At 73.1% G+C, this 12,184-nt stretch carries 10 protein-coding genes and 1 pseudogene; 9 read left to right on the top strand and 2 right to left on the bottom strand.

The window, feature by feature from the left end:
* Positions 1 to 29: 29 nt before the first annotated feature.
* The 4 genes and pseudogenes from prcA to KGD83_RS18310 form a co-directional block, all read left to right on the top strand.
* Positions 30 to 791 carry a proteasome subunit alpha gene (gene prcA / locus KGD83_RS18325; RefSeq protein WP_212640344.1) on the top strand — a complete coding sequence of 254 codons (762 nt, stop codon included), beginning with the start codon at positions 30 to 32 and terminating at the stop codon, positions 789 to 791.
* 114 nt (positions 792 to 905) lie between these two features.
* Positions 906 to 2,264: a Pup--protein ligase gene (gene pafA / locus KGD83_RS18320; RefSeq protein ID WP_047871713.1), complete on the top strand. Its 1,359-nt coding sequence runs from the start codon at positions 906 to 908 to the stop codon at positions 2,262 to 2,264.
* Between the two features lie 152 nt (positions 2,265 to 2,416).
* Entirely contained in the window at positions 2,417 to 3,520 is a 1,104-nt protein-coding gene (locus tag KGD83_RS18315) for an FKBP-type peptidyl-prolyl cis-trans isomerase (RefSeq protein ID WP_212640343.1), read from the top strand.
* A gap of 172 nt (positions 3,521 to 3,692) precedes the next feature.
* Positions 3,693 to 4,682, top strand: a pseudogene (locus KGD83_RS18310) (methionyl-tRNA formyltransferase); the annotation flags it as partial.
* Between the two features lie 805 nt (positions 4,683 to 5,487).
* On the opposite strand, the gene KGD83_RS18305 reads toward KGD83_RS18310, so the two are convergent.
* Positions 5,488 to 6,603 (bottom strand): DUF3866 family protein, encoded by a 1,116-nt coding sequence (locus KGD83_RS18305; protein WP_212640341.1) that lies wholly within the window; start codon positions 6,601 to 6,603, stop codon positions 5,488 to 5,490.
* Between the two features lie 98 nt (positions 6,604 to 6,701).
* Between KGD83_RS18305 and KGD83_RS18300 the strand changes: the two genes are divergently transcribed.
* The 5 genes from KGD83_RS18300 to KGD83_RS18280 all read left to right on the top strand — a co-directional run bounded on the left by KGD83_RS18300 (position 6,702) and on the right by KGD83_RS18280 (position 10,951).
* Positions 6,702 to 8,753 (top strand): helix-turn-helix transcriptional regulator, encoded by a 2,052-nt coding sequence (locus KGD83_RS18300; RefSeq protein ID WP_212640340.1) that lies wholly within the window; start codon positions 6,702 to 6,704, stop codon positions 8,751 to 8,753.
* Between the two features lie 60 nt (positions 8,754 to 8,813).
* A complete protein-coding gene (locus tag KGD83_RS18295) occupies positions 8,814 to 8,999 on the top strand; it encodes a hypothetical protein (protein WP_212640339.1) in 186 nt (61 codons plus the stop codon).
* A 66-nt stretch (positions 9,000 to 9,065) separates the two neighbouring features.
* Positions 9,066 to 9,413, top strand: coding sequence for a Sec-independent protein translocase subunit TatA (gene tatA, locus KGD83_RS18290; RefSeq protein ID WP_212640338.1), 348 nt, complete (start codon positions 9,066 to 9,068; stop codon positions 9,411 to 9,413).
* A 155-nt stretch (positions 9,414 to 9,568) separates the two neighbouring features.
* A complete protein-coding gene (gene tatC / locus KGD83_RS18285) occupies positions 9,569 to 10,420 on the top strand; it encodes a twin-arginine translocase subunit TatC (RefSeq protein ID WP_212644489.1) in 852 nt (283 codons plus the stop codon).
* Between the two features lie 105 nt (positions 10,421 to 10,525).
* Positions 10,526 to 10,951, top strand: a complete 426-nt coding sequence (locus KGD83_RS18280) for a DUF397 domain-containing protein (RefSeq protein WP_212640337.1) — start codon at positions 10,526 to 10,528, stop codon at positions 10,949 to 10,951.
* Between the two features lie 139 nt (positions 10,952 to 11,090).
* Here KGD83_RS18280 and KGD83_RS18275 read toward each other — a convergent pair whose 3' ends face one another.
* On the bottom strand, positions 11,091 to 12,047 hold the full coding sequence (locus KGD83_RS18275) for a sporulation protein (RefSeq protein ID WP_212640336.1): 957 nt from the start codon (positions 12,045 to 12,047) through the stop codon (positions 11,091 to 11,093).
* Between the last annotated feature and the right edge of the window lie 137 nt (positions 12,048 to 12,184).

Raw genomic sequence — 12,184 nt, 5'->3', positions numbered from 1 at the left:
CTCCCGACTAGGTAAGGAAACGATCCGCGGTGTCGATGCCGTTCTACGTCGCCCCCGAACAGCAGATGAAGGACAAGGCGGACTACGCGCGCAAGGGCATCGCGCGCGGCCGCAGCGCCGTCGTCCTGCAGTACGAGGGCGGGATCCTCCTGGTGGCGGACAACATGTCCCGCACCCTGCACAAGATCAGCGAGCTCTACGACCGGATCGGCTTCGCCGCCGTCGGCCGCTACCCCGAGTTCGAGAACCTGCGCCTGATGGGCGTGCGCTTCGCCGACGTGCGCGGGTACCAGTACGACCGCCGCGACGTCAGCGGGCGCCAGCTCGCCAACATCTACGCCCAGACCCTGGGCACCGTGTTCAGCGAGAGCCTCAAGCCCTGGGAGGTGGAGATCGTCGTCGCCGAGGTCGGCGACACCTCCGCCGACGACGAGATCTACCGCATCACCTTCGACGGCTCCATCGTCGACGAGCAGGGCTTCGTGGCCGTGGGCGGCTCCTCCGAGCACGTGTCCGGCGTGCTCAAGGACCGCTTCGCCGCCGACGCCCCCCTCAGCGCCGCCCTCAACGCGGCCACCCACGCCCTGGCCAGGGAGAACGGCGAGGAGCGCGAACTGGAGGCCACCAACCTGGAGGTCGCGGTCCTGGAGCGGTCCAGGGAGCACCGCAAGTTCCGCCGCATCCACGGCCAGCGCCTGACCGACCTCATCGAGGAGGGCAGGGCGGCCGGAGGCGGCACCGCGAGCACCGGAACCACCGGGAGCACCACCACGGGCGGGACCGACGAGTGACCTGGAAACGATGATTCACGGTGCGGCGCTCCCGAGGCGCCGCACCGGCCGGGCGGGTGTGGACGGCGCGGCCCCGTCGTCCGCACCCCGGTGACGGGAAGTTGGTGAGGCCGCGTGGAACGACGGATCTTCGGGCTGGAGAACGAGTACGGGGTCACGTGCACCTTCCGGGGACAGCGACGGCTGTCCCCGGACGAGGTCGCCCGCTACCTCTTCCGCAGGGTGGTCTCCTGGGGGCGCAGCAGCAACGTGTTCCTGCGCAACGGCGCCCGCCTGTACCTGGACGTGGGCAGCCACCCCGAGTACGCCACCCCCGAGTGCGACAGCCTCGTGGACCTGGTGGCCCACGACAAGGCCGGTGAGCGCATCCTGGAGGGGCTGCAGGTCGACGCCGAGCAGCGCCTGCACGAGGAGGGCATCGCCGGGGACATCTACCTGTTCAAGAACAACACCGACTCGGCGGGCAACTCCTACGGCTGCCACGAGAACTACCTCGTGGGACGGCACGGGGAGTTCGGACGCCTGGCCGACGTGCTCATCCCCTTCCTCGTCACCCGCCAGATCGTCTGCGGCGCCGGAAAGGTGCTCCAGACCCCCCGGGGCGCCCTGTTCTGCGTCAGCCAGCGCGCCGAGCACATCTGGGAGGGCGTCTCCTCGGCCACCACCCGCTCGCGCCCCATCATCAACACCCGCGACGAGCCGCACGCGGACGCCGAGCGCTTCCGGCGCCTGCACGTCATCGTCGGCGACTCCAACATGAGCGAGACCACCACCCTGCTCAAGCTGGGCTCCACCGACCTGGTGCTGCGCATGATCGAGGCCGGGGTGGTCATGCGCGACTACACGCTGGAGAACCCGATCCGGGCCATCCGCGAGGTCAGCCACGACATGACCGGCCGCCGCAAGGTGCGCCTGGCCAACGGGCGCGAGGCCAGCGCGCTGGAGATCCAGCGCGAGTACCTGGACAAGGTGCAGAGCTACGTCGACCGGCACGGCACCGACGCCACCGGCAAACGCGTCCTGGAACTGTGGCAGCGCACCCTGGAGGCGGTCGAGACCCAGAACCTGGAGACCGTCTCCCGCGAGATCGACTGGGTGGCCAAGTACCTGCTGCTGGAGCGCTACCGCGACAAGCACGACCTGTCCCTGTCCTCGCCTCGGGTGGCCCAGCTCGACCTGACCTACCACGACATCCACCGCGACCGGGGTCTGTTCTACCTGCTCCAGAGCCGCGGCCAGATGGAGCGGGTGGTCGGCGACCTCAAGATCTTCGAGGCCAAGTCGGTGCCGCCGCAGACCACGCGGGCCCGGCTGCGCGGCGAGTTCATCCGGCGCGCCCAGGAGCAGCGCCGCGACTTCACGGTGGACTGGGTCCACCTCAAGCTCAACGACCAGGCCCAGCGCACGGTGCTGTGCAAGGACCCCTTCAAGTCGGTGGACGAGCGGGTGGAGAAGCTCATCGCCGGTATGTAGGACCTCCGGTCCCCTGCTCCCGGAGCCCCGTCCGGCGGTCGAAGGCCGTCCGCGGCGGGGCTCCGGCGTTCGTGGTGTTCCAGGGGGTGGTTACGGCCCTTCTTTTCGGTAGTGTGACTCTGTCCCAAGCCGGAAATCAGAGGTTGTGACCCATGCACCGACGTGCTGCCGCCCTCGCGGTGCCGCTGACCGCGATCGCCCTGGCGGTCTCAAGCTGCGGAAACATCCCCGAAGAGTGGCGTACTCCCGCCTTCATGCGTATGGGGGAGGACCAGCTCGACCCGCGGCTTCCCGAAGTCACCGGCGAGGTCGGTGAGGAACCGGAGGTCGCCTTCCCCGACGAGGAGCCCCCGACCGAGCAGCTCTCGGGCGTCGTCGACGAGGGCCCGGGCGAGAACGAGCTGGTGCGCGCCGACGACCTCCTGATCGCCAACGTCGTCCAGTTCCAGTGGACCGGCCCCGGCGAGGGCGCACCCGTCGAGGGGCAGTCCAGCTACGAGACCGGTGCCCCGGACCTGATCCGCATGGAGCAGATGCCCGCGGAGATCAGCGACGTCCTGGTCAGCCAGCCCGTCGGCAGCCGCGCCGTGTACGTCTTCCCGCCCCTCACCGAGCAGGAGCGCCAGCAGGCCGAGATGTCGGGGCAGCCCGTCCAGGAGGGCGCGAGCGTCCTGGTCATCGACCTGATGGACCGCTTCAACAAGGGTTCGGTCGTGGGGGGCGAGCAGGTCACCGACGGCGGCGACGGCCTGCCCACGGTGACCCAGGAGGGCCACAGCGAGCCCACCATCGAGGTCCCCGACACCGATCCCCCCGAGGACCTGGAGGTCGTGCCGCTCATCGAGGGCGACGGCGCCGAGGTCGAGGAGGGCCAGCAGGTCATCGTCCAGTACAGCGGTGTGCGCTGGGAGGCCGACGAGAACGGCGAGCACCCGGTGTTCGACTCCACCTGGAGCCGCGGCGGCGACCCCTTCGACACCACGATCGGAGGCGGCGCGGTCATCGAGGGCTGGGACGAGGGCATCGTCGGCCAGCCGGTCGGCAGCCGCCTGATGCTGGTCGTGCCCGGCGACATGGCCTACGGCCAGACCGAGGAGGAGTCCGGGGGAGCCCCCGCCGGGACGCTGGTCTTCGTCATCGACATCCTGGGCGCCTTCGACAACCCGCCGCCCCCCGAGCCCGCCGAGGGCGAGGGCGCCGACGGCGAGGAGCCCGCACCGGAGGAGTCCCCCGCGCCCGAGGAGGGCGGGGAGTAGCCCACCCGGACAGCCGTCACCGGACGCCCCCGCGGGAAGGTCACCCGCGGGGGCGTCCGCGTGTCCGGAGCGCTCCCGCCCGTGCGGACACGCCCGGGTACCGCGTTCCACGGCCCTTCCCCGACCGGTGCGTAGAGTCGAATCCATCGGTGGACGGGCGAGGGGGAAGCTCATGTCAGACCGTCGGCGCTACTGCTACGTCTCCGGGCTGGGCCTCGGGGTCCCGGCGCTGGAGGAGCTGTGCGCCCAAGGCTTCCCGCCCAGCCTGGTGGTGTCCCACCCGGCCGAACTGGCCCACTGCTCCGGCTACCACGACTACGGGACCCTCGCCGGCCGACTCGGTCTGCCGCACCTGCGCGCCGCCCTCGGCTCGCCCGAGGCGCGCCAGGCCCTCACCGACCACGGCATCGACCTGATGGTCGTCGCGGGCTGGTCGGGAGACGTTCCGGAGGAGGTCCTGTCCTCCCTGGCGTTGGGCGGGGCCGGACTGCACCCGGCGCCGCTGCCCGTCGGCCGGGGCCGGGCGCCCATCCCGTGGACCATCCTGCGCGACATGCGCTCCAGCGCCGTCACCCTCTTCCACATCGAAGGTGAGGAGCACAGCGGCGACATCGTCGACCAGGCCTGGTTCGACGTGGCCCCGGACGCCACCGCCGCCGATCTGTACGAACGAGTGGGACTCCTCCAGGCGGAACTGCTCGTGCGCCACGTGGAGGGGCTGTTGGAGGGCACCGCGCCCCGGCGGCCGCAGAGCGGACACGCGTCGGTGTGGCCGCGTCGGCGCCCCAGCGACGGCCACCTCGACCTCACCGCCTCCGGAAGCGACGTGGACCGGATGGTGCGCGCGCTGGCCGAGCCCTACCCGGGGGCGTTCGCGATGTTCGGCAGCGCCCGCATCACGCTGTGCTCGGGCCGCCTGCTGGGCGGGGTCACCGGCGGGGCGCCCGGGCAGGTGGTCGCGACCGGCCGGGGACGGGAGTGGGGGATCACCTGCGGGGACGGGGCCGTGTTCGTGCCCGAGGCGCTGCGGGTGGACGAGGGGGTGCGCGCCAGGCCGACCTCGTTGGCGATGTTCCGGCCCGGGACCTTCTTCGAGGCCCCCTCCCAGCACATGCTGGAGGGCACCCGGCGGGCACCCCTGCCCGGCCAGGCGCCGAGCGGGCCGAACAGGGTCGTGCCCGCGGCCCGGACCGCGCCGGAGGCGCGGGTCCCGGGGACGGGGGAGGCAGACGCGCGGTCGCGGACTTCGGAAGAGCGGTCACGGGCACCGGAGGAGGGGGATTCCGGAGCGGACGTGTCGGGTGCGTCCGATGGATCGGGTGCTTCAGGTGCTTCAGGCGCTTCGGACGCGTTGAGCGCGGACGGGGCGGCCTGGGCGGCGGCCCGGGGGCCGGAGCAGCGGGTCTCCGAGGCTCAGGCGCCGCAAGCACGGGTTCCCGATACCCGGGGGCCGGAATCCCGGACCCCGCAGGCGCGGGCGGGGGACGGTACGGACCTCGCGTCCGGGATCATGGCGGGTGACCCCGGTCCGGCCGACCAGCGCTGAGGGGTGAGGCAGGCCGGAGCCCGCGACCCACGAAGGGGCGTCCGCGGCCGGAGCCTGGAACCTGCGGTTGTGGGTGGGGCGCGCCGGAACCCGGAACCCGCAACCCTTGGCTCGCGGAGGGAGGCGGAGCCCGCGCGGGAGGCGTGGAGGCCCGCAGCCCCGGGGCGGGCGTGGTGGGGGTGCGGAGTTCCGGGTGGGGCGGTCGGAGCCGGAGCCCGGGACGGCAAGCGCGGAAGCCCGGAGTCCGGAGTCCGGGCCCTTGGGGTCGACCGGCCGAAGGGCGGGCAGCACGGAGCGGGCGGGGCGCGAGCGCCCCCTTTATTCAGGGTAGAAGCCCGGCACCGGCCCGAACCAGACCGTTCCTGGACCTGTGGACGACCCGCCCGCGCCGCCCTCGGCCCGGGCCGCCCTTCGCCCGCGCCTACAGCAGGGCGGCCGCGTGGCGGCCCGCCGCCGCGGCGCTCAGGAAGGCCGCGCGGTCCTCCTCCAGGCCCCGGCCCATCGTCGACACCTTCACCGGAAGCGTCCGCACCGCCTCCTCCAGGCCCTCCACACCCACCTCCACCAGGGTGTGCCGCTCGCCCAGAACCCCGGCCTGCACACGCACGCGCTCGCCGAACACCCCCGGCAGCAGCGGCACCACGACCTCCGCCCGCGCCAGCGCCACCCTCCCGTAGGCCGTCAGGCTGTGGTGCGACACCCCCCGGTGCCGCTCGCGCGCGTCGGCCTCGCTCACCCGCAGCGACGCCACCGGACGCCCGCCCAGCACAGCCGCCGCGTTCACCGCCTCACCGCACGAGACACCCGAGAAACCCCACGGAGTGCCGGTGCCCAGGTTGCCCGGGCCCTGGCACACCACCGCCACGTCCGCGCCCAGCACGTGCCGGGCCGCCAGCAGACCCGAGTGCACGGTCACCGCCTCCAGGTCACCGCCGAAGGACTGCCCCGTGGTCACGCACCCCGCCAGCAGCCCCTCCTCGCGCAGCGAGCCCACCAGCCGCGAGAACGCCGCGGGCAGCGCGCCCCCGTCCAGCATCACGTGGACGATCCGCGCCCCCGGCCGGTGCGCCCGCACCCCCGCCACCACCGCGGGCAGCGCCGAGTGCAGGTCGGCCACCACCACCGGCATGCCCTCCACGCCCTCGGCCGAGCGCAGCACCTCGTGGTGGGGCGAGCCCTGCTCGTCGGCGCCCAGCACGGTGGACTGCAACGGCGTGTAGCGGGCCTTGACCAGGTGGCCGGGGCCCCGGGGGTCGGGGGGCAGCCGGTCGGGCACGGCCACCACCAGCGCGTACCCTCCCGTTCCCAGCCCCAGGTCCAGGGCGCCGGTGTTGAGCAGCACGGTGTCGCCCGCCTCGGGCGAGCCCACCAGATCGGTGTAGGCCAGCGCGCGGCACGTCACCTCCCCGCCCGCTCCCGCGGCTTCGCGGCCTCTTCGCTCCGCTCCGGCCACGGGTTCCAGCGCCACCGCGCACAGCACGATCCCCGGCCAGGAGGGGAGGATCTGACGGACTTCACCACGGCGCCACCGGATCATGCAAGGCACGGTACCGTCGTTGCTGAACCGGTGCCCGGGCGACGCGCCAGCGTCAGCCGCCGCCGGTCCATCCACCACGGGCGAGAAGGGTGCGGACGATGTCGCGCAGGAAGACGGAACGACAGCTGAACCTGGTCATCTGTCTGTTGTCCACGCGCCGCCACCTGACCGCTCAGGAGATCAGGAAGACGGTGCACGGCTACGCCGAGGCCGAGACCGAGTCCGCCTTCAAGCGCATGTTCGAGCGCGACAAGCGCGAACTGCGCGACAGCGGCATCCCCATCCAGGTGGGCACCGGCGACGCCATCAGCGGCGAGGAGGGCTACCGCATCTCCCGCTCCGACTACGAGCTGCCCGAGATCGAACTCCTGCCCGACGAGGCCCTCGTCCTGGGGCTGGCCGCCCGGGCCTGGCGGCACGCCTCCCTGGGCGAGGCCGCCGCCAACGCCCTGTTCAAGCTGCGCTCCGCGGGGGTCCCCGTCGACAGCGAGGCCGCCCCCGGCCTCACGCCCGCCATGCGCACCGACGAGCCCTCCTTCGGCCCCGTCTGGCAGGCCGTGCGCGACCGGCGCCCCGTCTCCTTCGCCTACCGCAAGCCCGGGCAGACCGAGGCCGAGACCCGCGAGGTCGAACCCTGGGGCATCGTCAACCTGCGCGGACACTGGTACGTGGTCGGCCACGACCGCCTGCGCGACGCCCGCCGCGTCTTCCGCCTGGGCCGCGTCCGCGGGGAGGTGACCGTCCTGCGCGGCGGCCCCGACGTCGTCGTCCCCGAGGGCGTGGACCTGCGCTCGGTGGTCGCGGGCCACAGCGCCGAGTCCGAGCGCACCGCCGTCCTGCGGGTGCGCACCGACTCCGCGCACGCCCTGCGCCGCAGCGCCCTGCGCGTGGTGCCCGGCGAGCGCGACAGCTCCGGCGTCGGCTGGGACACGCTCACCCTGCCCTACACCGACACCCCCGACCTGGTGCGGCGCGTGGCCTACTTCGGCTCCAACGCGGTCGTCGTCGAACCCGTCGGCGCCCGCGAGGCCATGGCCGCGCACCTGACGGCCACCGCCGAGACCGCCCCCGTCGCCGAGGCCGCCGACGGCCCCGGCTCCGCGGAGGAGGCCGAGACCCCCGCCCGCGGTCCCCGCTCCGCCGACCAGCTGCGCCGCCTGCTGATGCTCGTCCCCTACGCCCTGGGCCGCGACGTGCGCGTGCCCGAGGTCGCCCGCCACTTCGGGCTCAGCGAGAAGCAGGTCGTCGCCGACCTCAGTCTGCTGTGGATGTGCGGCCTGCCCGGCTACACCCCCGGCGACCTCATCGACGTCGACCTCGACGCGGCCAGGGAGACCGGCGAGATCATCATCGCCAACGCCGACACCCTCGCCCAGCCGCTGCGCCTGACCGCCGACGAGGCGGCCAGCCTGGTCGTGGGCCTGTCCCTGCTGGAGGCGCTGCCCGAGACCGAGGGCCTGGAGACCGGCGCCCTCAAGCGCGTGGGTGAGAAGCTGCGCGCCGCCGCCGGGGCCGCCCTGGGCTCACTGGCCGACTCTGTCCAGGTGCGTCTGGAGGGCGACGAGCAGGTCGCCCAGACCCAGCGCCGCTGCGCCGACGCCCTGGAGGCGGGCCAGCGCCTGCACCTGCGCTACCTGTCGGGCTACCTGGACCAGGTCACCGAGCGCGACGTGGACCCCATGGGCCTGGTGGTCCAGGACGGCTACCCCTTCCTGGAGGGCTACTGCCACCTGCGCCGGGACGTGCGCCTGTTCCGCCTGGACCGGGTCCTGGAACTGACGGTGCTGCCCTTCGCCGCCGAGGTGCCCGAGGGGGTGGGCCGACGGGACCTGTCCGGGGGCGTCCTCCAGCGCTCGGAGCGCGACGCCCTGGTCGTCCTGGACCTGGAGCCCGCGGCCCGCTGGGTGACCGAGGACTACGTGTGCGAGTCGGTGACCGAGCTGCCCGGGGGAGGCGTCCGTGCCACCCTGCGCACCCCCGCCCCGGCCTGGGTGGTACGACTGGCGCTACGACTGGGACAGCAGGGACGCGTGGTGTCTCCCGTGGCTCTCGCCGAGGAGGCCAGGGCCGAGGCCCGCCGTGCGCTGGAGCACTACCGGACGCCCCAAACCTCAGCGAAATCGGTCGAGACCACTCCGTCTCCCGAGTGAGGCCCAGACGTTCACCCCGGGTCAGGGGACAGGTCGGTCCGGAAAGGATAAGGTTGCAGCGTGATCGTCCTCGCTGTCCTGTTCGGTGTGGTCACGGCCGGACTCGTCGCCATCGGCGCCCTGGCGCTGCGCGCACGCCGCGCGGCGGGGGTGCTGTCCCGAGCGGTGGCACGTGCGTCGGACGAGTACCGGGCGAGCAGCGCTGACCTGCGTGAGCGCGTCGGCCGCGGTGACGCGGGGCCGTGATGGCCCCGCGTTCGAATGCGCGTACCATCGAAAGCGCTTGGTCGCGCCCCACAGAGAGGTAGAACCATGGGACCGTTCAACGGACCTACCATCGCCATCCTCATCGTCCTGGCGATCCTGCTCTTCGGAGCCAAGAAGCTCCCGGACCTGGCCCGCTCCCTGGGGCGCAGCGCACGCATCCTCAAGGCCGAGAGCAAGGGCCTGGTCGACGACGACAACAACGAGTCCGAGGACAACGCGGACACCCGCGCCCAGACCCACCAGCAGCAGGCCCCCCAGCAGAACGCGCCGGGCCAGCCGCAGCAGGGTTACCAGCCGCAGCAGCCCCAGCAGCAGGGCTACCCGCAGCTGCCCCCCGGCCAGCGCATCGTCGACGAGTCCGGTGAGACCACGCACCGCACCTACGGCAACTAGGTTCCCGGAGGCCGCGCGGCGACGCCGCGCGCGCGGGCTCCGCCCCGCCCCGGAGTCCAGGGCCCCGACGCCGAGCGGTACGGGGCCGGAGCAGACGACGAGAGAGTGACCGCACGATGAGGGCACGAAGCCGGGCCACCAACCCCGAGGCCCGGATGCCGCTCATGGACCACCTGCGCGAGCTGCGCAACCGCCTGGCGAAGGCGATGATCGCCCTCGCCCTGGGCACGGTGGTCGGCTTCCTGGTCTACGACTGGGTCTGGGCCTTCCTGGTGGAGCCCTACTGCTCCCTGCCCGTGTCCCAGGTGACCGGTCCCGACGACTGCTCCCTCATCGTCACCGGGCCCTTCGACGCCTTCTTCGTCGCCTTCAAGATCTGGATGTTCGTCGGTGCGCTCGTCTCCGCGCCGTTCTGGCTGTACCAGCTGTGGGCCTTCGTCGCCCCGGCCCTGCACGGGCGCGAGAAGCGCTACGCCTACATCTTCGCGCCCCTGGCCGCGGTCCTGTTCGCGGCGGGCGCGATCCTGGCGTACTTCATCACCTCCTACGCGCTGACGATGCTCTTCGGGTTCCTGCCCGAGGACGCCGATCCCTTCCTCACCATCAGCGAGTACCTCAACTACATGCTCATCATGATGGGCATGTTCGGCCTGGGCTTCGTGCTGCCGCTGCTGGTGGTGCTGCTCAACATCATCGGGATCCTGTCGCACGCGGCCATCGCCAAGTGGCGCCGCGTCATCATCTTCACGGTGTTCGTGATCGCGGCCGTCATCACCCCGGCCGAGCCGATCTCCATGCTCGCGCTGGCCGTTCCGCTCGTCGTCCTCTTCGAGGCGGCCGAACTGTTCGCCTTCCTCAACGACCGGCGCAAGAAGCGCGACGACCCCTACGCCGGCCTGGACGACGACCAGATCTCCGAACTCGACGAGACGCCGTCCGAGTTGGACGAGACCCCCTCGCCGCTGGACGGCCCCGACGTCGGCGAGGAGAGCGGAAGGCGCTCCTGAGCCCCTCCGGCACACGCTAGGGTCGGGCGGTGGGACGGGGCCGCGGCGCCGTCCCGTCGGCCCGGGGAGCCCGGCCGACGCCGGTTGCTGGGAAGAGGAAGTGCGATGAGCGAGCGGACCGACACCGAGCGGGAGCTGCCGCCCGAGGCCATGGGCAACGAGAAGTGGCACGACACCACCGACGCGGTCTGGATGCGGTCCTCCCTGTCCAAGGAGGAGTCCGAGGCCGTGGTCGAGGTCGCCACCTTCGACGACGGCTTCCGCGCGGTGCGCGACGGCAAGTCCCCCGAGAAGGGCACCCTGTTCTTCACCCCCGCCGAGTGGGAGGCCTTCGTCCTGGGCGCCCGTGACGGCGAGTTCGACATCCCCGAGGAGTACCTCACCGAGGAGGAGCGCCGCATCCAGCGCGGTGAGGTCGACACCGAGGTGGCCTGGGTCCCCTCGCCGCTGAACACCCCCAAGGCGATGGAGGAGTACCACCGCCGCCAGCGCGAGGAGGCCGAGCAGGGCGGCGCGGGGGCCTCCGAGTAGGCCCGGCCCTCCAGCCCGCCGGGCCCCGCCAGTACGGCGGAGCCCGGCCCGCGCGGAGCGGGGCGGAAAGCCGGCCCGGTGCCGGACCCGGCCCCGAAGCGGTTGCCCGCCCGGAGGCGCGCGCCCCGGAGGCCCGCCCCTACTCCTCCTCTTCCACCTCCTCGGGCTCCTCCTCGCCCTCGAAGGCGTCGCCGATCTCGTCCACGACCTCGGCCGCCACGTAGCCCGCGGCGAGGCCGCCCGCGACACCGAGCGCGACCCCGCCTACGGCGCCGAGCACGCCGCCGCCCTCCTGCTCCCCGTACTCCCCCTCATGACGGGAGAACCCGCGGCGCCGGTACAGCGCCTGGCCGATCCACTCGTCCACCGCCCGCGCCCAGTCGGTGTGGTCGGCGTCGGAGTGCTCGACCCGGAACCAGCTGGGGGCGCCGCCCTCCGAGAACCCCTCGGCGTGGCGGTCGAAGGCGAAGCCCACCCCGACGCCCGCCGGGTCGGCGGCGAAGAGGACCTCCACCTCGCCCACCTCGTGCGCGTGGTGCTCGGCGGGGTGGAACACCAGTGTCTGCAGGAACCCGGCCTCCTCGTGGGGCCCGGGCGCCGCCCATCCCTCCACCCGCACCCCGGCGAACACGGCCCCCAGCTGCAGCATCGCCTCCAGCACGCGGTCCTGGACCGGCAGCGGGTGGACGTGGACGCGGTCGAGGTCGCCCTTGTCCGCGTCCCCGTCGACGATCACCTCGGTGCGCAGTCCCGCCAGGACGCCGGGTAGCGGCGAGCCCCCGGCCTCGGTGACGGGGGCCTGCCAGGGGACGGGATGGCTGAAGGGGATCGACAGGTGCTCCCCGGCGTCCAGGCTCACGCCCGCCGCCACGGGGACGCGGGTGCACTCCGCGCCGCCGGTGGCCTCCCCCTCCTCGTCCTCGGTCCGGGCGACCAGCACGAGGACGATCTCGGCGATCTCGGTGCGGCTCCCGCCGCCCGTGAGCTCGACGCTGCCCTCCAGCAGGTCTCCGGGACGGGTGCTGGGGTACGGCAGGACGGTGTCGACGGTGGGTCCGTCGTCACCGAAGGCGGCGAGCAGGCGTTTGAAGACCATGGTTTCCCTCCGGGAGGCGTCGTGTGCGCCCCGGCGCGCGGATGGCCGGTGCGCTGGTGTCGCCCGCCCAACGCGGACGCGGTGCGCACCGGTTCCGCTGGGACCGGGTCCGAGTTCCGGGGGAGGGCTTTGGGGGC

Source organism: Nocardiopsis akebiae, from assembly GCF_018316795.1.
Lineage (GTDB): Bacteria > Actinomycetota > Actinomycetes > Streptosporangiales > Streptosporangiaceae > Nocardiopsis > Nocardiopsis dassonvillei.
This window is presented reverse-complemented; position numbering and strand designations above follow the sequence as displayed.

Coding starts and splice junctions, on each gene's coding strand:
- tatA (WP_212640338.1), top strand. CDS start 9,066: ATGGGACCGTTCAACGGACCTACCATCGCCATCCTCATCGTCCTGGCG.
- tatC (WP_212644489.1), top strand. CDS start 9,569: ATGCCGCTCATGGACCACCTGCGCGAGCTGCGCAACCGCCTGGCGAAG.
- KGD83_RS18275 (WP_212640336.1), bottom strand. CDS start 12,047: ATGGTCTTCAAACGCCTGCTCGCCGCCTTCGGTGACGACGGACCCACC.
- KGD83_RS18280 (WP_212640337.1), top strand. CDS start 10,526: ATGAGCGAGCGGACCGACACCGAGCGGGAGCTGCCGCCCGAGGCCATG.
- KGD83_RS18305 (WP_212640341.1), bottom strand. CDS start 6,603: ATGATCCGGTGGCGCCGTGGTGAAGTCCGTCAGATCCTCCCCTCCTGG.
- KGD83_RS18315 (WP_212640343.1), top strand. CDS start 2,417: ATGCACCGACGTGCTGCCGCCCTCGCGGTGCCGCTGACCGCGATCGCC.
- KGD83_RS18300 (WP_212640340.1), top strand. CDS start 6,702: ATGTCGCGCAGGAAGACGGAACGACAGCTGAACCTGGTCATCTGTCTG.